Source organism: Rhodococcus tibetensis (assembly GCF_024438035.1).
GTDB lineage: Bacteria > Actinomycetota > Actinomycetes > Mycobacteriales > Mycobacteriaceae > Rhodococcus_F > Rhodococcus_F tibetensis.
Genome location: NZ_JANFQF010000019.1, coordinates 62,749 through 82,566, shown reverse-complemented (window position 1 = coordinate 82,566; position 19,818 = coordinate 62,749). Strand labels below are relative to the sequence as shown.

Annotated in this window: 19 protein-coding genes and 1 pseudogene; 11 read left to right on the top strand and 9 right to left on the bottom strand. The window is 64.3% G+C overall.

Features of this window, described 5'->3' with window-relative positions:
• Window positions 1-240 precede the first annotated feature (240 nt).
• From NOF53_RS20590 to NOF53_RS20570, 5 genes are all read left to right on the top strand, one after another.
• Entirely contained in the window at window positions 241-648 is a 408-nt protein-coding gene (locus tag NOF53_RS20590; protein WP_255972161.1) for a hypothetical protein, read from the top strand.
• Window positions 645-1,529 carry an alpha/beta fold hydrolase gene (locus NOF53_RS20585; protein WP_255972159.1) on the top strand — a complete coding sequence of 295 codons (885 nt, stop codon included), beginning with the start codon at window positions 645-647 and terminating at the stop codon, window positions 1,527-1,529. Before NOF53_RS20590 ends, NOF53_RS20585 begins: the two co-directional genes overlap by 4 nt.
• 263 nt (window positions 1,530-1,792) lie before the next feature.
• Window positions 1,793-2,188, top strand: a complete 396-nt coding sequence (locus tag NOF53_RS20580; protein ID WP_255972242.1) for a PaaI family thioesterase — start codon at window positions 1,793-1,795, stop codon at window positions 2,186-2,188.
• Between the two features lie 117 nt (window positions 2,189-2,305).
• Window positions 2,306-3,043: an IclR family transcriptional regulator gene (locus NOF53_RS20575; protein WP_255972157.1), complete on the top strand. Its 738-nt coding sequence runs from the start codon at window positions 2,306-2,308 to the stop codon at window positions 3,041-3,043.
• Window positions 3,044-3,380: 337 nt separating this feature from the next.
• On the top strand, window positions 3,381-4,145 hold the full coding sequence (locus NOF53_RS20570) for a GntR family transcriptional regulator (RefSeq protein ID WP_255972155.1): 765 nt from the start codon (window positions 3,381-3,383) through the stop codon (window positions 4,143-4,145).
• Window positions 4,146-4,821: 676 nt separating this feature from the next.
• Here NOF53_RS20570 and NOF53_RS20565 read toward each other — a convergent pair.
• Window positions 4,822-6,141: an MFS transporter gene (locus tag NOF53_RS20565; RefSeq protein ID WP_255972241.1), complete on the bottom strand. Its 1,320-nt coding sequence runs from the start codon at window positions 6,139-6,141 to the stop codon at window positions 4,822-4,824.
• Window positions 6,142-6,626: 485 nt separating this feature from the next.
• Between NOF53_RS20565 and NOF53_RS20560 the strand changes: the two genes are divergently transcribed.
• Window positions 6,627-7,847, top strand: coding sequence for an MmgE/PrpD family protein (locus tag NOF53_RS20560; protein WP_255972153.1), 1,221 nt, complete (start codon window positions 6,627-6,629; stop codon window positions 7,845-7,847).
• Window positions 7,848-8,174: 327 nt separating this feature from the next.
• Here the strand turns inward: NOF53_RS20560 and NOF53_RS20555 are convergent, their stop codons facing one another.
• The 7 genes and pseudogenes from NOF53_RS20555 to NOF53_RS20525 all read right to left on the bottom strand — a co-directional run bounded on the left by NOF53_RS20555 (window position 8,175) and on the right by NOF53_RS20525 (window position 13,834).
• Window positions 8,175-8,588 carry an ester cyclase gene (locus NOF53_RS20555; protein WP_255972151.1) on the bottom strand — a complete coding sequence of 138 codons (414 nt, stop codon included), beginning with the start codon at window positions 8,586-8,588 and terminating at the stop codon, window positions 8,175-8,177.
• A gap of 184 nt (window positions 8,589-8,772) precedes the next feature.
• On the bottom strand, window positions 8,773-9,246 hold the full coding sequence (locus NOF53_RS20550; protein ID WP_255972149.1) for a winged helix-turn-helix transcriptional regulator: 474 nt from the start codon (window positions 9,244-9,246) through the stop codon (window positions 8,773-8,775).
• A 110-nt stretch (window positions 9,247-9,356) separates the two neighbouring features.
• Entirely contained in the window at window positions 9,357-9,932 is a 576-nt protein-coding gene (locus NOF53_RS20545) for a TetR/AcrR family transcriptional regulator (RefSeq protein ID WP_255972146.1), read from the bottom strand.
• A gap of 54 nt (window positions 9,933-9,986) precedes the next feature.
• Window positions 9,987-10,567: pseudogene (locus NOF53_RS20540) on the bottom strand (TetR/AcrR family transcriptional regulator).
• Between the two features lie 35 nt (window positions 10,568-10,602).
• On the bottom strand, window positions 10,603-11,796 hold the full coding sequence (locus NOF53_RS20535) for an acetyl-CoA C-acyltransferase (RefSeq protein ID WP_255972144.1): 1,194 nt from the start codon (window positions 11,794-11,796) through the stop codon (window positions 10,603-10,605).
• A gap of 72 nt (window positions 11,797-11,868) precedes the next feature.
• Entirely contained in the window at window positions 11,869-13,056 is a 1,188-nt protein-coding gene (locus tag NOF53_RS20530) for an acyl-CoA dehydrogenase family protein (RefSeq protein WP_255972142.1), read from the bottom strand.
• Between the two features lie 34 nt (window positions 13,057-13,090).
• A complete protein-coding gene (locus NOF53_RS20525) occupies window positions 13,091-13,834 on the bottom strand; it encodes an SDR family NAD(P)-dependent oxidoreductase (protein ID WP_255972140.1) in 744 nt (247 codons plus the stop codon).
• A gap of 299 nt (window positions 13,835-14,133) precedes the next feature.
• On the opposite strand from NOF53_RS20525, the gene NOF53_RS20520 reads away from it, so the two are divergent.
• The 3 genes from NOF53_RS20520 to NOF53_RS20510 are packed head-to-tail and all read left to right on the top strand — an operon-like array spanning window position 14,134 to window position 18,051.
• Window positions 14,134-15,423, top strand: coding sequence for an MFS transporter (locus NOF53_RS20520; protein WP_255972137.1), 1,290 nt, complete (start codon window positions 14,134-14,136; stop codon window positions 15,421-15,423).
• A complete protein-coding gene (locus NOF53_RS20515) occupies window positions 15,423-17,063 on the top strand; it encodes an AMP-binding protein (protein ID WP_255972135.1) in 1,641 nt (546 codons plus the stop codon). The genes NOF53_RS20520 and NOF53_RS20515 overlap by 1 nt, the downstream gene beginning before the upstream one ends.
• A gap of 13 nt (window positions 17,064-17,076) precedes the next feature.
• Window positions 17,077-18,051 (top strand): NADPH:quinone oxidoreductase family protein, encoded by a 975-nt coding sequence (locus tag NOF53_RS20510; protein ID WP_255972133.1) that lies wholly within the window; start codon window positions 17,077-17,079, stop codon window positions 18,049-18,051.
• Here NOF53_RS20510 and NOF53_RS20505 read toward each other — a convergent pair.
• Window positions 18,038-18,373: a Dabb family protein gene (locus NOF53_RS20505; protein WP_308213851.1), complete on the bottom strand. Its 336-nt coding sequence runs from the start codon at window positions 18,371-18,373 to the stop codon at window positions 18,038-18,040. The two genes, NOF53_RS20510 and NOF53_RS20505, sit on opposite strands and share 14 nt — an antisense overlap.
• 477 nt (window positions 18,374-18,850) lie before the next feature.
• Between NOF53_RS20505 and NOF53_RS20500 the strand changes: the two genes are divergently transcribed.
• Entirely contained in the window at window positions 18,851-19,120 is a 270-nt protein-coding gene (locus tag NOF53_RS20500; protein ID WP_255972131.1) for a hypothetical protein, read from the top strand.
• 127 nt (window positions 19,121-19,247) lie between these two features.
• Window positions 19,248-19,613 (top strand): HNH endonuclease, encoded by a 366-nt coding sequence (locus tag NOF53_RS20495; protein ID WP_308213850.1) that lies wholly within the window; start codon window positions 19,248-19,250, stop codon window positions 19,611-19,613.
• The last annotated feature ends 205 nt before the right edge of the window (window positions 19,614-19,818 follow it).

The following is a 19,818-nucleotide window of genomic DNA, read 5'->3' as shown; positions in this document are numbered from 1 at the left end:
GCGCGAGCGCTGAATCGCCGCCATGAACTCTGCCCAGGCGCCGCGAGAAGCGTTGTGACGGCAACCGTCGGTCTTCCACCTCGATCTCCATTGACTTTCCGTGAAACCGTGCACATACTCATTACTGACACGGCGTACCGCAGAGCGGCACGGAGTCGGGCGTCGTGGTCGTCGAGCCCACCGCGTGGTCGGTGTGGTTCGCGGTCGGACAGCGACTTCCCCCTGGAAAGGAACAGAATCATGCCATTTGTGGACACGGAGAGGTTCACCGAGGCGCTCAACTTGGATCCGGAATTCAAGATTGCGGCACGCTTCTGGGACGCCATCATCCGTTTGGAGATCGGCGACGAGACATACATATTGGTGGTCCGCGATGGGCGGCTGGAGTCGATGGCACCGCCGGGGGGCAACAACTTCATGACAGTCTCGCGGAACTACGATATCGAGGTCTCGGCACCGGCCGAGGAATGGAACAGGTTCTTTCAGCGAGTGCCTCGGCCGTTCTATCAGGACCTCTTTTCGGCGATTTCCCGGCACAACTTCCGATATGGCGGGGACATGAAGATGTTCTTCGCCTACTACGCCGCCTTACGGAGGCTGTTCGACTTCATGCGTTCCTACACCAGGGTTGCCGAGGAGGCGAAGTGACTACGACCAAGTTCGACAAAGCAGTTGGACGGTATGTGCATCTGATGATCGACGATATCGAGTATCGGGTCTACTACGAGGAGAGCGGCTCGGGTATTCCCTTGCTGCTGCAGCACACCGCAGGCTGCGATGCCCGCCAGTATCGCCATCTACTGGAGGATGAGGAGATCACGGCGAACTTCCGGGTGATCGCATGGGACCTGCCCTATCATGGCCGGTCCCTGCCGCCGCTGTCGGTACGTTGGTGGGAGCAGGAGTACACCCTGACCCAGGATTTTTTCATGAAGTTCGTGGTGGCCCTCGCCGACGCTCTCGACTGCCCGGACGCGGTCTACATGGGTAGTTCGATGGGCGGCAATCTCGCCCCGGATCTGGCTCTGCATTACCCGGGGATGTTCCGTGCCGTGATCGGCCTGGAGGCGGCCTTGCATTCGCCGGGCTTCTACCTCGACTACTGGTTCCACCCCGAAATCAGCAACGACTCGAAGCCGGCAGCGATGTACGCGCTCACATCGCCGACTGCACCCGAGGTCGGCCGCCGGGAGACAACATGGGTCTACAGTCAGGGGTCGCCGCCGGTGTTCAAGGGTGATCTGCAGTACTACAGCGTCGAGCATGATCTTCGGGATACGGCGAAGGACATCGATACCTCGAAGACCGCCGTATACATCCTCAATGGTGAATACGATTTCGCTACAGGACCCGAGGAGGCTGAGGAACTCGGGGCGCAGATCAAGGGTGCGAAGGTAGTCCCGATGAGTGGCCTCGGCCACTTCCCGATGAGCGAGGATGCGGAGCAATTCTTCCGCTGCATCAAGCCGGTGCTCTGGGAGATTCGGGACGCTGCCGTGCCGTCGAAGGCCCTTTCGGCTACCCAGTAGCTCCACCGACCGGTTGCGCGGCCGCGGACTCGTGGTGGTCGCGAGGGTCAAGCCGACGCAACCCGCGCGGGGCCGCCAGCGGTGGGGCGCCTCCAACCCCCGCCGTTGGTGGCCGCGCCACCCTCCACCGAAGGCGGGTCCGGCATTTCTGCCGTTGCGGTCGGCCGGCCCGTTGGGTAGGAGAGGCCGAAGCAAGAAAGGGGAATAGGGTTGTGGTGACTGAGGCCGCGTGGGCGGAGATACACGACGACGGGTTCATCGGGATGATTGGTCCATTACTCCGCCGCCACACAGCAACTGGCGCGCGAGAATACGGGCTGCGGTGCGGACTGAAGCACCGAAACCTTCGAGGAGTAGTGCAAGGGGGATTGATTACGGCCTTCGCAGACCGGGCACTAGGATCGACTGCCCTCCATGAATCCGGCACGCAGAACATGGCCACCGTGCAGCTGAACGTCAACTTTCTCAGTACCGTTCGGGTGGGCGACCTGCTGACGAGTTCGCCACGCATCGTGCGGCGTACGGCATCGATCGTTTTTGCCGATTCTGACCTGCGCGTCGACAACGTGGTAGTCGCTACGGCAACCGGAGTCTTCAAGATCCTTGCCAACAGTTCGCCATCAAGAAGATGTGGCACAGGCGAGGGCGGATACAGCTGACCTGCGAGTGCGTCGACCCGAGGGCTGGACATTTCGACATGCTGTGCCGATAATCGGCACAAGAGGAAATGTGTGCTGTCAGCGGCGCTCATTCAACGGCGGTCGAAGGGATTGCAAGTGCAGGGCATCGAACGGGGTTTGCGGGTACTCGAAGCTGTGGCAGAGGCTCAGCCGGTGGGGGTCGGGGAACTGTCACGGACCCTTCAGCTGCCGAAATCGACGGTTCAGCGCACTTTGCAGGCTTTGGCGTCGGCGGGTTGGATCCGTAGTGACGGAAGCGAATACACGAGGTGGAAGCTGACCTCTCGGGCGCTCGCGGTGGGTAGGCGTGGATGGGACAAGGGTGACCTGCGCACCGTAGCCCTCGAGCCGATGCGGGAGCTCCGGGATTTGACGAACGAAACCATCACTCTACAGGTTCGCGATGGCGCCGAGCGTGTCGTGCAGATCGAGCGGATGGACTCACATCAGGCGGTCCGCACATTTATCAAGGTCGGTGCCACGTATCAGCTACCCCACACTTCGGGAGGGTTGGCGATCCTCGCGCAGTTGCCGGACGACGAGGTAGACCGAGTGTTGTCGAGTCCAATCGAACAGCTGACTCCGCAGACCGACACCGATCCTGAGTCGATCAGGAAGAAGATCGACGAGATCCGTAGGGTCGGATATGCGGTAAGCATCAACCAGAATCGCATGGGTGTGTGCGCTGTCGGAGCGGCCGTGCTGGGAGAGGACCGATGCCCTGTCGGGGGCATCGGAATCTCGATGCCCGAGACACGGTTCGACGAACAGCGAGTGTCTTGGTGGGGAAGGCAAGTGAGCGACACAGCAGCGAATGTGAGCTCCCTGCTCTGATCCCGTGAGAGGTGTGTCGCATCGATCCGTGCGTTGCGACTCCCGCGCAGCGACCGTCACGAATTTCGGCTGGCGCGACGGGATCCGCGCAGCCGCGCAGCCGCGTAGCCGCGCCGCCGCGCCGCCGCGCGAGATCGATGAGCGTTCGGTCTCGATTGACGGTGAACGGTGCTGTCACGAGCTGCGCATTTCCACGGCAGCGTACCCGGCGGTAGGCGTGCGTGCCGCACACTGGCATAGCGTCTCAAACAACGCTACTCTGATGGCTGGACCTTCCCGACGGATCGGTATGCGATGGACGGCGCGGCGCGACACATGAACAAACCGGTGCGGGCTCATGGGTGACCGCAACAATGGAAATGAGCCAGCACATCGACGGGTGTCTCATGCGCTGCGCGAGCAGATTGCTGCAGGTCACTTCCACGGTGGCAGACAGCTTCCTACTGAACTTTTGCTTGCTGAAGAATTTGCTGTGAGTCGGCAGACAGTGCGCCGAGCATTCTACGATCTGGTAGCGGATGGCCTTGTGTACCGAATTCCGGGCCGGGGCACGTTCGTCTCCGAACACGCGAGTATGCGCCTTCGCCGTCTTGGATTCATTGAGGCACTGACCAACCTTCCCGCTGATACCACCACCGAAATCGTTGCGCCTCTTCGGCGCCGGATTGACATCGAAGCCGCAAGTCGACTGCGCCTCGACAGCGATTTCGTCAGCACGATCACGTACGTACGTCGTCATGCAGGTGGTGTGTTCGCGACGACGACCGTTTATCTTCCCGACGCGCATGCGCGCCACCTGTCTGGCGGCACGGAGATGCAATCAGGTGAGATCGGGTCGCAGACGATCATTGGTCTTCTGGAACCTCATCTGGCGTCACCAGTGGCAGATCTTGTGCAGTCGATCACGGTCGCACCGGCCGCCGAGTATATCGCCCATCATCTCGGCTGCCCCACCGGGCACCCGTTACTCCGTGCCGATCGCTTGTACCTCGACTCGGACAGTCAGGTAGTCGAGCTGGCGGTCAACTACTACTTACCCGAGAACTACACCTACCGAATCACTATGGGCAGAAGTCGACAGTCCGCGGCGAGCCACTACTGACGTCGACAGGAATCCGGGCCGTCGGCGGAATCCTCCAAATCGCTATGTCCGATCAACACTCGAGAAGGACCAACCCGGCCCTGTGAGTCATGGTTCAGGTGGAGTGTCGACTACAGGGGCGGCCTGTAACAGATTCGCTCGATCGCGTACTGAATGGGGCAGGGTGTTGGAGGCCCGGGTGGCGGTGGATACCCGCTCGCTAAAGCGCACAGATCGGCAGAAGCACAATGTGATGCAGGGGTGACCTGGCAGAAGCGTTCGATGAACCGGCGGGTTGTCATGCCGAAATGCTCGAGGATTTTCTCGGAGATAGGGTCCCCGTATGGGGCCCACATGCTGGCGAAGAGACTGATGCGCTCAGACTCGAGCCCAAGGCTTGGTCTGCAACGACGGTTTGAGGGACACGTACCGAATCTGCAGAATGTCCGCTGCTGGGGCTTCGGCGTCCGAGTGTTTGCGTCCTTTGCCGGCTTCGATCGGAGCAGCACGACGCCGTTCACGCCATCGGCGATACTCACGCGAGTCCACGTACTTTCCGCACTCATCGGAATCGGTGACGCCTGGCACCGTGGAAATGATGTTTCGATCGGTCAACCGCTCGGCCGCTACAGTGTTTGGCGTGATGCCGTCTGTAGCGACCGAGCGCTGGCGGTAACCGCCGGCAGCGCGAAGTAAGCTACGCCGGCACCGAGGGTTTCCGATCGGCATCACCCGATATGTCGCTTCGATACGTTTCCGGCACCGATATGGCACCTAGCAGCGTGACTATGGCGGTGACCACGATGTACCACGGAAAAAACTGGGCGTAGCCGGCATTGGCCAGGCTAGTGGCAACAAGCGGGACCGTTCCGCCGAAGAGTGCCACCGAGAGCGAGTACGGGAATCCTAGGCCGCTCACTCGGACGTGCGGTGGGAAATTCTCGACCATCACGGCTGACGTGATCGATGTGCACAGGCTCAACAGCAGTAGGCCGATGAGCTGGATGAAGATGAGTGTTGTGAAGTTCGTGCTCGAGATCGAGAGCAGGAAAGGCGTGACGATCACAGTGCCGATGCTGAATGCATACATGCACGGTTTGCGCCCGTATCTGTCGGAGATCAGCCCGGCGAGTGGCTGGGCAGCGGTGTAAAGAATCAGGGTGATGATCCCGACCGTCATGGCGGTGGTGGCAGAGGCACCGTTCTGGATCTGGAAGTAAGTTGTCAAGTAGGTAGCCCAGAAGTACTGTCCCACGCCCATTCCGGTTGCGATCGCGAACACAATGATGGACTGTCGGGGATAACGTTGCAGAGCAGCCAGTGGATTGCGGCCTGTCGGCGTGGCACCCGATTCGGAGTCGGCCACTTTGAGCGTTTCTTGGGTCCCGCGGCGAATATACCAGGCCGCGACCGCAGCTAATGCCCCGACAGCGAAGGGGATTCGCCAACCGTAGTCGCGCATAGCGTCTTCACCGATGAGTGCGACGAACACGGTAATGAAAGCAAGGCACGTCAATTTCCCCAGGCCGGAGGCGACGAACATGAAGCTCGAGTAGAAGCCGCGCCGCCCGTCTGGCGCGGATTCGACGATGAAGGCACCCGCCGTCGTGTACTCGCCTCCTGCGGACAATCCCTGCAGGATGCGGGCAACAGTCAAGATTATCGGCGCGGCGACGCCGATCTGGTTGTACGTGGGGCATAGGGCGATTAGCAAGCTACCGCCGGCCATAAGGGTGATGGTCAGACTCAGGGCTCGTCGGCGGCCGTACCGATCTGCGAAGAGTCCAATGAAGAGTCCTGCCAACGGTCGTGCGAGGAACCCGACGGCGAAAACTCCGAATGCGCCTAGGAGGGGCACTAGTCCCGACGATTCCGAGGAAGGGAAGAAGGAAGACGCGAAGTACACCGCTAGGTAGGAGTATGCGAGGAAATCGAAGAACTCGACCGAGTGTCCGATAGTGCCGGCAATCAGCTGCCGTCTCGGGTTTATTATCGCCGTCTCATCGGATGTGTCCATTTTCATTTGCTGAGCGCCTTTCGCGGAGGATGAGGTCGTTGACGGTGGTTTTGAAGGTTCTTGGGTGGTTCCGCGTGGTGGCGTTCGGCCCGGTAGGAACCGTCAGGAACCTTCGAATTCGCGGAACAAGATGCACGGGAGTGCCTCTACAGGTGAAACTTCGTTCAACTCGGTCCGGCTTCGATGCCACTGCGGCACGGTCGTTGCAGTTGGAAGTGAGACGTTCGATGCGAGTGCGGAAGCAGGAGAGGCAATCCGTCCGTGCTGCTGAGCGGCACAGTGTTTCGCCAGGTAAGTATCGTGCTTAGGGTCACAGCTGTCAAGGTTGACGTGCATGTGGTTGCTGCCGCCATATTCCCCGGGTTGAACGGCTCAGTAGCTGATGGTGAAGGCCTCCCACAAGGCTTGTGGGGTATGCCGCTCAGCGGTATGGTGTTCCGAACTGAAGTTCTTTTCAGGAGAACTCTGCAGAAAAGGAGTGGGTAATGACTGGTGCGGTGCAGGAGTCGAGCGTCGTCAGCATGCGTGATCTCGCACGATGGGCTGCCGGTATCGACCCAACGTCCGCAGATCTCGAGCTTGCGCAACGTGCTCTGATTGATACCGTCACCGTTACCCTTGCGGCACTCGATGATCCGGTAGCGGCGTGGACTGATGGCCTGCCGGCTGCGCTGCGTTGGGCAACGGTCGGGCACGTACTCGATTTCGACGATCTGCACATACCGTCCACGACGCACATCAGTGTGGTGTGCGTACCCGCCACCTTGGCAGCGGGCGGTGGTGCGCGAGAGTACCTAGCGGCGGCGGGCGTGATGGCGCGCCTTGGTAGCGCTCTCGGTTGGAACCATTACACGCAGGGATGGCATTCCACCGCGACGGTCGGTGCCATCGCGGCTGCTGTCGCAGCGGGGCTGTCTCTCGGGCTCGACTCGGACGGCGTTGCTACAGCGATGGCGCACGCTGTTCCCGCCGCGGGCGGTGTCCGTCAAGCATTTGGCACCGCAGGCAAGCCGATGCAGGTGGGATTCGCTGCGGATGCCGGCGTACGTGCAGCCCGACTCGCCGCAGCAGGCGCGACTGCCGACCCGCGCGCTGTCGATGAGTGGTTTCGGCTCGTCGGAGGCCGGAACTCCCCGCAACTTGCAGGTCCCCCCATTCCGGATGGTCTGGGGCTAAAGCTTCATCCGTGCTGTTACGCCCTTCAGCGCCCTATCACCGCGATTCGGTCGCTGGGTGCGCTTCCGATCGACGAGATTGCCCGCATACGACTGCACACTCCACGGAGTGCAGTTCTACCGTTGATTCACGACTATCCGAGTACGGGTCTGGAAGGCAAGTTTTCGCTGAATTACGGCATAGCCGCCACCCTGTTGGACGGGTTCCCCGATATCACAAGCTTCACGGATACTGCTGTACAGCGCCCGGAGGTGCGGAGCATCCTTGACCGCATCGGCCTGATAGCTGATCCTGAGGGGGATGGGGTACTCGCCGGCAACTGCAGGGTAACTGTCGAGTTCAGTGACGGATCACAGGTCGAAGCGGTAGAGGAACTCCCGATGGGGCATCCGCGTAGGCCTGCATCCAGCGAGGACTTCGAGGCTAAAGTTCGCGGATGTGTTGGTGAGGAGCGCTCAGGGGAGGTAATGACATTGGACTGGCTTTCGGCAGCGGAGTTGTTGCGGCGGTGTCTGCCAGGTAGTGGGTAAGGGCCCGCTCGATTCCAAAACGCATGCTGCACCGGTGGTTTCTGTGCTTCTTGTGGGTATAACCCGAGCCGTGTGCGGTTGCAACCTGAGGTGCATGTAAGCGCTCCTTGGGATCGTCGGTCGATGGGGACCGGCGAACGCACAGGACGGTTCCGGCTCGGCGGTAGGCTGGATTGGACACGGGCTGCAGACTGCTCCGGTGACGTGAGGAGGGGAACCTCACGTCACCGGGTTGGGTATCGCCGCGATGAGCAGGGGAGTCGGAGGTCGTGGCTGGACGAGTCACGCCACGACAAATCGTCTTCGGCGCCGTGAGTGGAGTGAATCCTAGGCCGTCAGCCGCCGGTACAGCTCCCATGCATTGCGCTCGACGCGGTTGGACTCGAGCATCCCATCGGTGCGGACGTTCCACACAGCGGTGCCCGTCAGATGAATGGGTTGCCCGTCCGGTTCGGTGCCCATGATGCCGCGGTTACGCCCGGTCATTTCCCAGAGCGAGGCGACGCGCGAACCGTCCGAGTTTTGGAAGGTCTCGATGGCGATGAACTCCAGATCCTCGACAGTGGCTTGGAAATTGAGCACCCATTCCTTGAAGTCGGCTCGGCCGCGGATCGCCTGTCCGCCGGTGACGATGACGAAATCATCGACGACGAGTTCGTCGATCGCGTGGGGATTCTGGGGTGACTGCCACACCCGGGCCCAGAAATTCTCGACTGCGCGAACTCCGTGTTGCACTGTCATTTTGCCTCAATTCTTTCTAACTTGGAAATACCAAGTTAGCATGGGTATGACGAGGCACCTCTGCCGGGCTGCACGAGTTACCCATGCGCCTGTGAGCTGCCGCCCTCGAGTTGCTGTGCGGGGAGGCACTTCTCGTCAAGGCATAGGGAGTTTCACGGACAGAATGGGCTGCGATCGACGAGGACTAACCCTGTGTGCCGGCCGTCAAAGCCGGATCAGATTGCTGGACATGAAGGCTGGACGCGCTCACGCGTCGACCGTCGTCGGTGACGAACGCCAGGGACACGGCCTCGCCGGTGGTCTCGTCGGTGTACTCGGGGGAGGTGCTACCCGGACGCGGCAGATGGTCGCGACCGAACTGGCCCAGTGCCCCGATAACGACGTGCAACTGCTTGCCTTTCTCGGTCAGAACGTACTCCTGACGTTCCCGCGACCCTTCCTGGCGATAGGCGCGGCGTTCGAGGATTCCTTCGTCGACGAGCATCGCCAACCGTGCGGTGAGCACATCGGACGCCACCCCGAGGCTGCGGGTGAACTCCGAGAACCGACTGTGGCCCCAGAAGGCGTCGCGGACGATGAGCAGCGTCCACTTGTCCCCCAGGACTGCGAGGGTGCGCGCGATGGAGCAACGGGCAGGGGTGGCCGGCGACGGACTCATGCGACGAGGATAGTCCTCACTGGCTTGGTGCGTCCAAGTCAGCGGCTCCGCCGCCCGTGAGTGGTTAACGAGTCCCTGCACTCGTTAACCACTCACGGGCGCGAAGCGCCTCACGCCCGCATCCCCGTGACGACGGCGTCGAGGAACTCGTCCGCGATCTCCTCGGGAGTCTCGGCGCCGGTCGGTGTGATCCACAGGTAGCTGTAGTTGAACATGCCCAGCAGGCCCTTGACCATCAGCCGTGGGAGAGGACGGAACTGTCCGTCGCGAATGCCCTCCGCCAGCGCGTTCCGCCAATGTGATTCGTAGCGTTCACGTTCCGCGATGATGCGATCTCGACGCACGTCGGTCAGGGCGTGGTACTCGCGGAAGAAGACCGTCCACTCCGCACGGTGCTCGGCGATGTTCCGCATGAGTGCACGTGCAAGACCGCGCAGCCGTTTCTCCGGATCGGCCTCGGACAGCGCGAGTCCGTCGGCCACCGTGTTCATCTGCGCGAGTTGCCGGCTGCTGATCTCGTAGAGGATTGCCTCCTTGCTGCCGATGTAGTGGTATAGCGCGCCCCGGCCCAGTCCGGTGGCCTCACCGATCTCGGCGACCCCGGTGCCGTGGTAGCCCGACTTCGCGAACAATTCGGCGGCCACCTGCAGGACTCGGTCCCGGTTGGCGTCGTACTTGTCGCTCATCGAAGGGCCCCTCTGTCTCCCGGCGGTCGAAGGTGTGAGTCTAGACGGCCCGGGTCACGGGTTCGGCGCGGCGAGCCCGGTGATCAGGGCGTCGAGAAACCCGTCGGCGATCTCCTCGGGGTGCGGGCGCCGTCGGCGGTGAGCCAGAGGTAGCTGTGTTGAACATGCCGAGCACACCCTTGATCGTCAACGGCGGTAACAGTGTGAACACCCCGCCTGGACGCCTTGGTCGAACGCGTGCCGCCAATGCGATTCGTACCGTTCGCGTGCCGCGACGACCCGCGCACGTCGCTCACCGGTCAGGGCGTGATACTCGCGGAAGAACACCGTCCACTCCGCGCGGTGTTCGGCGAGGTTGCGGAGCAGGGCCGCGCGAGACCGCGGAGGCGGCGCTCCAGATCCGGTTCGGTCAGGGCGAGCTCGTCGGCCAACTCGTTCATCTGCGCGAGTTGCCGGCTGCTGATCGCGAACAGGACTTCCCCCTTGCTGCCGATGTAGTGGTCGAGGGCCCCGCGGCGGAGCCCCACCGCCGTGCCCAGGTCGGCGATCCCGGTGCCGTGGTAGCCCGACCTCGCGAACAGCTCGGCGGACACGCGCAGAATCTCGGCGCGGTTGAGGTCGTATTTGGTGCTCATCGGCGTGATACCTCCGCGTTCTTGCCGGTCCGCGATCAGCGTGCGACGTGCACGATCAGGGCCTGCCCCTGGCCGCCGCCCCCGCACAGGGCCGCTGCGCCGACGCCACCGCCGCGGCGTCGCAATTCGAGCGCGAGGTGCAGGACGATCCGTGCCCCGGAGACGCCGATCGGGTGGCCGAGCGCGATCGCGCCGCCATTGACGTTCACCCGGTCCGCGTCGAGACCGAGGCGTGCGGATGAGACGAGTGTGACGGCGGCGAATGCCTCGTTGATCTCGACGAGATCGAGGTCGCGAGGCGCGATCCCTTCGCGTCGACACGCGGCCTGGAGGGCGTTCGACGGCTGCTCGTGCAGACCCGAGTCGGGCCCGGCGACCACGGCGCGTGATCCGATCTCGGCCAGCCATGACAGGCCGAGCCGGACGGCCGTCGACTTCCGCGTGACCACGACGGCGCAGGCACCGTCGGAGATCGGTGACGAGTTCCCTGCCGTCAGCGAGCCGCCTGCGGCGAAAGCCGGAGGCAGACCGGCGAGGTCCGCTGCCGAGGTGTCGGCCCGGATGCCCTCGTCGTGGCTCACGTCGGTCGTCTCACCCCGGCTGGACGTGATCGGAACGGGAACGATCTCGGCCGCGAAGACGCCGTCCTTGCGCGCGCGTGCCGCCGCACGGTGCGATCGTGCGGCCCAATGGTCCTGGGCCTCCCGGGTGACCCCGTACGCGGAATTCCTCGACTCGGTCAGTGCCCCCATCGAAGACCCGGTGAAGGCGTCCTGGAGCCCGTCGAACGCGAGGTGGTCGATCAGGACGGTGTCGCCGTACTTGTGCCCACGACGACTGTTCCTCAGGAGGTGCGGCGCATCGCTCATCGATTCCTGACCGCCGGCGACCACGATGTCCGCGTCGCCGGCGATGATCATCTGGTGCGCCAGCGTTATCGCGTCGATTCCGGAGAGGCACATCCGGTTGATGTTCAGTGCCGGTGTCGTCATGGGGATTCCGGCGGCCGCCGCCGCGACGCGCGCCGGCAGTTGGCCGCTGCCTGCTGTGAGCACCTGGCCCATGACGACGTGGTCGACGGCGCGTGCGGCGACACCGGCGGATTCCAGCGCACCACCGATCGCGTGGCTACCCAGTTCCGGGGCGCTCAGGCTCGACAGCGATCCCATGAAACGTGCGAACGGGGTTCGGGCCCCCGCAACGAGGACGGTGGGGTCGTGGTCCGTCATTGTTCTTCTCCTTCGGAAGAGTTGTGCCGTCCTGCGGCCGTTTCCGACCGCAGGACGGCTGTCGTGCGGATGTCAGGGCTTACGCGACGTCTCGAAGGCGTCGGAGAACGCGAACCCGTCGAGCAGTCGTCCCGCCGTGACCAGGTACTGGATCGTCGGGGTCCCCTCCTCGAGCCAGTTGAGGCGGGCGTCCCGGTAGAGGCGCTCGATCGGATGCGCGCGCGTGTATCCGATTCCGCCGTGGATGAGCAGTGCCCGGTCGGTCACCCGGCCGACGGCCTCGAGGCCGAACAGCTTGCACATGCTGGCCTCGGCGGGAATCCGTTCGCCGGCATCCCACTTCTGTGCTGCGTCGGCGAGGATCCCGCGCAAGGCGTACACATCGGTGGCCATCTCCGCCAGGTAACGCTGGATGGCCTGCCGTGTGCCGATCGGCTTGCCGAACGTGACACGGCTCTTCGCGTGCGCGATCGACAGTTCGAGGGCGCGTTCGGACGTGCCGAGGGAGCTTGCCGCGATGAACACCCGGCTGATCTCGAGTGCGCGTTCGAGGTGCTCGTTGCCCTGCCCTTCGGCGCCGACGAGCGCGGTGGCGGGAATCCGGACGGAGTCGAGGGTGACGCGACCGTGCTCGGTGCCCTTGCACCCCATCGTCTCGGGGAGCGCTGCGATCGAGAGACCGTCGGTCTCGCGGGGGACGAGGAACGCGGAGACGTCGGTGGCGGTCGTCTTCGCGAAGACGATGAAGTGAGAAGCGATGTCCGAGTTGGTGATCAACCACTTCTCGCCGTTCAGGACGTAGTCGTCGCCCTCGCGCACCGCGGTCGACCCGAGGTCCGCGCCGGTCCCGAAACCCGGCTCCGTCAGCGCGAACGCGACCGAGTTCCGGCCCGTGGCCGCGCCCGGCAGCACGTCCGCCTTCTGCCGGTCGCTGCCGATCTCGGAGAGCGCGTGGGCAAAGGAGTTGTGCACGTGGACGATGACCCGGAGCCCGCCCTGCACCTTGGCGAACTCGGCGATGATCGGCAGGTACTGGGCGATCGAGAGGCCGCTGCCGCCGTACTCGCGGGGGACGAGCAGGCCGAGAGCGCCGATCCGCTCGAGGATGGGCATGACGATGTCGTGCGGAACCTGCTCGTCGTCCTCGATCCGCTGTTCGAGCGGATCGAGTTCGGACCAGATCGCCTCGAAAATGCGGTCCCGGAGCGCCAGGTACTCCGACTCCGGAATGCCGATTGAATGCGTGAGTGTCGCGGTCATGGTGTTGCTTCCTTTCGTTGTTGGTCGTGGTGTGTCACAGCGCCCAGCCACCGTCGACGGTGAGGACGGAGCCTGTGCAGAATGTGGCGTCTTCGCTGAGGAAGACTGCGGCCTTGGCGATTTCGTCGACGGTTCCGAATCGGCCGAGGACGGTTTCTCGTTCGATGCGCCGGCGTGCGGACTCGGGCACCGCATCGGTCATGTCGGTGGTGACGAAGCCGGGGGCCAGCACGTTGACCCGGATGCCGTCACGCGCGACCTCCTTGGCGAGCGACCGGCCGAAGCCGATCATCGCGGACTTCGCACCCGCGTACGCGGTGTCGCCCGCGTGACCGATCACGCCGACGACCGACGACACCAGCACGATGCTCGGTGTCCTGCCGTGCACGAGGTGGGGTAGCGCGGCCCGGGCGAGGGCGACGGTGCCGCGGAGGTTCGTCTCTATCACGCTCCACCAGGCGTCCGGGTCCGTCTCGACGAGCCGCCCGCCCGACCACTGGCCCGCGTTCAGGACGAGCGAGTCGAGGCGGCCCCAGTGGGAGACGACGCGCTCCACCGCCGTGGGCGCGGTGGTGTCGTCGTGCAGGTCGAAGTGGATCGGGAGTACCTGTTCGGGAGCGTCCGCGGCGAGCTTCTCGGCGTCGTCACGTCTGGTTCGGTACGTGCATCCCACCCGGCAACCGCGCTGTGTCAGGGCCGTGGTGACGGCGGCTCCGATGCCGCGGGAGCCGCCGGAGACCAGCGCGACGCGGGGGTCGTCGTGATCGTTCTCGTTCATGCACGGAAATGTACTGATCGATCCAAGAATAGTCCAGGTCCTTCGATAAAGTCTCGTTAAACGGCACGTATGCTCGATTATTGGACGAAGTCATCGAGTGGATCGATCGGTACAAAAAGTCTTGCGGACGACGTCCGGGATGTGCTAGACCTGTGACCGTGGCCACACTGGGTGACGGCACGGACTATGTCCGATCAGCGAACCCCGGACGAGGCCCGAGGACCCGATCACACCGCAGTGGCACCGGATCGACACATGGCAGCCGCACCGCCCCACATCAACAGCGAGGGAGATTCGATATGAGAGTTATCGACGACCTGGAGGTCACTCGGGTCAAACCCCGGAAGGTTGCCTTCGCGTCCTTCGTCGGAACGGCAATCGAGTGGTACGACTTCTTCATCTTCGGGACCGCGGCCGCCCTGGTATTCGGGAAGGCGTTCTTCCCGTCATTGAGTCCGCTGTCGGGAACGCTGGCAGCCTTCGCGACATTCGGTGTCGCGTTCGTGTCGCGTCCCGCAGGCGCGATCGTCTTCGGGCACTTCGGAGACCGGATCGGCCGCAAGAAGATGCTGGTGTTCTCCCTGGTGCTGATGGGGTCGTCGACTGTCGCGATCGGACTGATCCCCTCCTACGGAGCCATCGGTCTCGCGGCGCCCGTGCTGCTCGTCCTCGCGCGCCTGGCACAGGGCTTCGCGGTCGGCGGAGAATGGGGCGGCGCGGTGCTGATGGCAGTCGAACACGCACCGCGCGAGAAGCGGGCGTTCTACGGCAGTTGGCCGCAGGCCGGCGTGCCAGCCGGACTCGTTCTCGCGACGCTCGCGTTCCTCCTGGTCGAGCAGCTTCCGGAGGACCAGGTACAGGCGTGGGGATGGCGGCTTCCGTTCCTGGCCAGTGCCGGGTTGGTCGCGGTCGGCATGTACGTGCGACTGAAGGTCGTCGAATCGCCGGAGTTCGAGAACGTCAAGCGCAACAAGAAGATTGCCGACTTCCCGATCCTCGCGGTCCTGCGGGGTGAGAAGCGCGCGCTGGGCGTCGGGATTCTCACCCAGGCCGCCTCCCTCGTGCCGTTTTACCTTGTCACCGTCTTCGTGCTGTCGTACGGTCCGAAGGAACTCGGCATCTCGCGGCAGACGATTCTGTTGAGCATCCTCGTCGCGTGTGTCCTCGACATCCTGTCGGTGCCCTACGCGTCGATGATCGCGGACCGGATCGGAGCACGGAAGATGTTGATCTACGGGTCCCTCTACATGGCCGCGATCGCGTATCCGTTCTTCTGGTTGCTGTCGACCGGTGTGGGTCTCGCCGTCCTGCTGGCGATGATTCTGATCATCACCATCGGTCACGCCGTCACCTATTCCGCGGTGGCCGGATACGTCACCGGTCTGTTCCCGGCCGAAGTCCGGTACACCGGCGCGTCCGTCGCCTATCAGTTCGGTGGTGTCGTGTTCAGTGCTCCCGCTCCGTTCATCGCGGTGGCGATCGCTGCCGAGACGGACGGTTCGTGGGCATTGGCCGCTTACATCGCCGCGGCGTGCGCCATCACGGTCCTGGTCCTGACCCTGACGAAAACTGCAAAGGTGAATCACTGATGTCTTTCGACAGACTCGCAACGTCCGCACTCGCCGGTGCCTGGCAGGACATCGAATCCCTGCTGGACCGCGACCCGTTCGGTGGCGACTTCAACACGGCCCACGAACTCTGCACCCGCTATGCGGCCGACCCGAATCGGGTGGCGCTGACCGTCCGGCACGAGGACGGCTCGGCCGACCGCTGGACGTACCGCGAACTCGACAGGCTCGCCGCCAAGGCGGCACGGGTGTTCGCACGCGCGGGGCTGAAGCGGGGTGATCGCGTCGGCGGACTCCTCTCGCGACAGGTCGAGAGTTGGATCACCGCCCTGGCGGTGTGGCGCTCCGGGCTGGTGTACGTGCCCTTGTTCGGCGGGTTCGCCCCGGATGCGATCGGCCTGCGCCTCGACGCGGCGGGAGTCCGCGCGGTCGTGGTCGATCAGCGGTACCGGCCTGCGCTCGCGGAGGCTCAGGCGACCCACGGACTCGATCCCGCCGTGTTCGTCGTCGGCGACGGCGCGGGCGGCAAGGACGACCGGTCCTTCTGGACCGAGATCGAGCGGGCCGACGCCGACGGCCCGCTCGCGACCACGGCACTCGGGGACACCGCCACCATGCTGTTCACCAGCGGAACATCGGGAACACCGAAGGCGTGCACCATGACCCACGCCACTTTCGTCTCCGTCATGCCCTACGCGAAGAGCGTCCTCGGGGCGACCCGCGACAGCGTCGTCTTCTCGACATCGGACCCGGCGTGGGCGTTCGGGCTGTACAGCACCGGTGCCGCCGTCATGGCGCTGGGCGTGCCGCGCGTCATGTACTCGGGGAAGTTCGTCCCCGACGCCTGGCATCGCGTCATCCGGGAAGAGAAGGCTACGATCCTCACCACCGCGCCGGCCGCGTTGCGGCGACTGACGGCGACCTTCGCGCAGGATGGGGTGCCGCCGACGCTCCGTACCGTCGCCGCTGCCGGAGAACCGCTCACCGCAGCGGTCGCCGCGGCCTGGGCCGGCACCGGTGCACCCGCCGTGCGCAACGGGTACGGACTGTCCGAGGTCGGCATGCTCCTGGGCGACACCCAGGGCACCGAAACGAGGTCCGGCCCGGGCTGGATGTCCGCCACGATTCCGGGATTCGACACCTTCCTCGCCGACCGCGACGGACAACCGGTAGCCGACGGCCAACCGGGATTGATCGCGGTACGGCAGCCCCGGCACCAGATGTCCACCGGCTACGAGAACGCCCCCGACCTGTGGGCCGACCGCTGGCGCGGCGACGTATTCCTCACCGAGGACCGAGCCGTCACAGACCCCAGGGGACGGTGGCAGATACTGGGCCGGGACGACGACATGATCATCGCGTCGGGGCACAACATCAGCCCGGTCGAGGTCGAGAACGCCCTGTTGCAGCACCCGGCGGTCGCCGATGCCGCGGCAGTCGCGTACGACGATCCGATCCGCGGCGGAGTGGTCCGGGCCGTCGTCGTCCGCGCGGACACCCGGGCCGACGACAGCGACCTCGTCACGCAACTCACACACCTCGTCGCGCAGCGCGTCGGACCCTATGCGGCACCCAAAGTCGTCGACTTCCTGCCCGACCTCCCGCGCACCGAAGTCGGCAAGCTGCGCCGAGCGGCCGTCCGCGAACTCCCGATCACATGAACGGGGCAACCGCATGCGCGCATTGATGGTCACCGCGCTCGACGGTCCCCGGGCGCTCGCGCCGGTCGAGGTCGATGAACCCGTCGCGAACGAATCCGCGATCCTCGTCGAGGTTCATGCGGTCGGGGTGTCGTTCCCGGATCTGCTTCTCACGCAGGGCCGGTACCAGTACAAGCCGGAACTGCCCTTCGTCCCCGGCGGAGAGGTCGCCGGGATCGTGCGGTCAGCGCCTGCCGGCAGCGGATATTTTCCGGGCGACCGGGTCGTCGGATTGACCGGTGTGGGCGGCGCGATGGCCGAAGTGGTCGCACTGCTGCCGGAGACGACGTTCTCCCTGCCGGACGCGATTTCGATGGCCGCGGGTGCCGCCCTGCTGTTCAACTACCTCACCGTGCATTTCGCGCTGGTACGTCGTGGACGCCTCGAGGCGGGGGAGTCGGTGCTCGTCCAGGGCGCGGCGGGAGGCATCGGCACCGCTGCTTTGACACTGGCGCCGCACCTCGGCGCGTCGCGGACCATCGCGGTCGTCAGCAGTGAGGAGAAGGCGGAGTACGTGCGGAGGCTCGGCGCCTCCGACGTCGTGACCACCGGGAACTGGCGGGACGAGGTCCTCGCGATCACCGACGGCCGCGGGGTGGACGTCGTGGTCGATCCCGTCGGGGGGGATCGCTTCACCGACAGCGTCCGATCCCTGGCGACGGGCGGGAGGATTCTCGTGCTGGGCTTCACCGGCCGGGACATCCCCTCGGTGAAGGTGAACCGACTGCTCCTGAAGAACGCGTCCGCAGTCGGAGTCGCGTGGGGCTCGTGGTGGGCCGAGGACCCCCGACGGCTGTCCGCGCAGTGGAGCGAATTATGTCCCTTACTCGCGTCGGGCGCGTTGACGATTCCGGAGCCGAACCGGTACCCGTTCGAGGCGGCGGCCGAGGCCCTGCTCGATCTGGAACACCGCCGAACGGTCGGGAAGAGTGTCCTCACCCTCCGGTGAGGCGATTCTGCATTGCCGACACGGTGACCATGTCGTAACGACCGAAATAGCAGGAGCGGTCCGCCCGATCCGGCCGGTAGAACTCGACCTGGTATCGGCGATTCGTATGGCACACGCGGTCTCGAACGATGATGTCGCTGCACTCGGGGTCCAACCACCGGTCCACGACACTCCAGTGGATCGGGTGGTTCAAGTACTGACCCAGTACGGCACCATGGTCGGTGAACTCCTGCTCGAACACATGGGTCCACCGCTGGGAGCCAGAACCGCATTTGACTCGGCTGAGCTGCCACGCCGCGATCGACGAAATGTGTTTTGGCATCCGAAGCCGGTCCCGCTCGCTCGAACCATTCGACGACGGAGTCCGGCGTGCTCGACTGGACGCGCAGGAGCAGGGCGCGGTAGAGGCGGCTCGGGCGCTGTCCCGATCAGGTCGCCGCCATTGATGGCGCCGGGCAAAGTCGGGGCGACGAGTACTCGTTTCGCGCCGGCGGCAAGGACTGCGTGATAAGCATTTCGGCGTACTCATCCCGTGGACTGGTGTCGGCTGTCGCGGTGAAGTGGAGGACCCTCGTGACGTTATTCATCGCACACACCGTCGACGTCCTCGACGGCGCTGCCGGGTCATTTTCCACCATGACGCGGAGCCTGAGCCGATGTAATCCTCTGCAGCAGGGCTTTCCGTGTTCGCGGGAGCTGAAGTTTTCAGGGTTACGCAGGTCGAGACGAAATGGCATCGGGCGTCGTTCGCACGATAGACCGCAGTAACAAATGAGCTGGCGATCGCGAAGTTGATCTTGTGTGGACACTGATACTGATCGGAACGGCCCTCGGACTCGCCGCGGGCTTGGTGTGCACCGGCCTGTTCGCCTGGTGGCTGTCGTATCCGGTGCGCTTCTACGTGGGGAGCTACGAACCGCTTGGCGCCGAGGGAAGCGCCGGACACATGGACTCCGTGAACCCCATACCGTTTCTCGCGGCCGGCCTGATTGTCAGCGCGGTCCTTGGAGCGGTCTCCGGCTTCATCGCTGCACGCCGTGGCTGGCAGCTGACACGACGCAGCGCCTGATACCTCCGACAGCCGATGCAGTCGCAGACGCCGGTGGTGGTTCTCTGACGGCGTCTGGAGAGGGGAGAGAAGGGTCGCGGACGGGCCGGCGCTGGCAATCGGCGAGCAGCTCGGTCACGATCGAGGGGTGAACCGCACCGCCAGACTTGCCCTCGCTGTCGACAGACAGGGTGGACGATGCCTGTGGTGTGGTCGTCGTTTCGGACCGCTGATCCCGCCGACCACCGAACATTTGGTGCCAAGACTCAAAGGCGGTCCCAGCATCGCGGCCAACGAGGCCGCCGCGTGTCCGCGGTGCAACGCGGACCGTGGCCACACGGGTCCGGTCGATTGGCTCGCGCAGTGCCGTCGCCGGCACGATTGGGCTCCGCAGGCGAGCCTGCTCGCGGCGCTCCTGAACGCGTTGGACATCGAACTCGACAACGTGGGTGGACATCGCCGAGCCAAGCGATACCTGTCCGGCCAGTTGCGACGCTGCCGGACCAGCCCCTGATGCGGGTGCAGCGCGCTTGTCTCGTTGCGTGCACTGTCATGGGTCGAGTTTCCACAGCTCAGCCGACCTGAAACGCCGGTAATTGCGGCGGGCAAATACGCCCAAAAGAGCCGCACAGCTATGCAACCATGAAGTGTTGTGATTTGTGGTGATGCCGAACGAATGATCCGGGGGGCGGGGAGAACTGTCCGCCTCGCGTATGCGC

Bases quoted from the DNA above. Each gene is read 5' to 3' on its own strand.
- NOF53_RS20510 (WP_255972133.1), top strand. From the start codon at position 17,077: ATGCGCGCATTGATGGTCACCGCGCTCGACGGTCCCCGGGCGCTCGCG.
- NOF53_RS20590 (WP_255972161.1), top strand. From the start codon at position 241: ATGCCATTTGTGGACACGGAGAGGTTCACCGAGGCGCTCAACTTGGAT.
- NOF53_RS20565 (WP_255972241.1), bottom strand. From the start codon at position 6,141: ATGGACACATCCGATGAGACGGCGATAATAAACCCGAGACGGCAGCTG.
- NOF53_RS20505 (WP_308213851.1), bottom strand. From the start codon at position 18,373: ATGCCAAAACACATTTCGTCGATCGCGGCGTGGCAGCTCAGCCGAGTC.
- NOF53_RS20515 (WP_255972135.1), top strand. From the start codon at position 15,423: ATGTCTTTCGACAGACTCGCAACGTCCGCACTCGCCGGTGCCTGGCAG.
- NOF53_RS20525 (WP_255972140.1), bottom strand. From the start codon at position 13,834: ATGAACGAGAACGATCACGACGACCCCCGCGTCGCGCTGGTCTCCGGC.
- NOF53_RS20560 (WP_255972153.1), top strand. From the start codon at position 6,627: ATGACTGGTGCGGTGCAGGAGTCGAGCGTCGTCAGCATGCGTGATCTC.
- NOF53_RS20545 (WP_255972146.1), bottom strand. From the start codon at position 9,932: ATGAGCGACAAGTACGACGCCAACCGGGACCGAGTCCTGCAGGTGGCC.
- NOF53_RS20550 (WP_255972149.1), bottom strand. From the start codon at position 9,246: ATGAGTCCGTCGCCGGCCACCCCTGCCCGTTGCTCCATCGCGCGCACC.
- NOF53_RS20570 (WP_255972155.1), top strand. From the start codon at position 3,381: ATGGGTGACCGCAACAATGGAAATGAGCCAGCACATCGACGGGTGTCT.
- NOF53_RS20530 (WP_255972142.1), bottom strand. From the start codon at position 13,056: ATGACCGCGACACTCACGCATTCAATCGGCATTCCGGAGTCGGAGTAC.
- NOF53_RS20555 (WP_255972151.1), bottom strand. From the start codon at position 8,588: ATGACAGTGCAACACGGAGTTCGCGCAGTCGAGAATTTCTGGGCCCGG.
- NOF53_RS20580 (WP_255972242.1), top strand. From the start codon at position 1,793: ATGATTGGTCCATTACTCCGCCGCCACACAGCAACTGGCGCGCGAGAA.
- NOF53_RS20520 (WP_255972137.1), top strand. From the start codon at position 14,134: ATGAGAGTTATCGACGACCTGGAGGTCACTCGGGTCAAACCCCGGAAG.
- NOF53_RS20535 (WP_255972144.1), bottom strand. From the start codon at position 11,796: ATGACGGACCACGACCCCACCGTCCTCGTTGCGGGGGCCCGAACCCCG.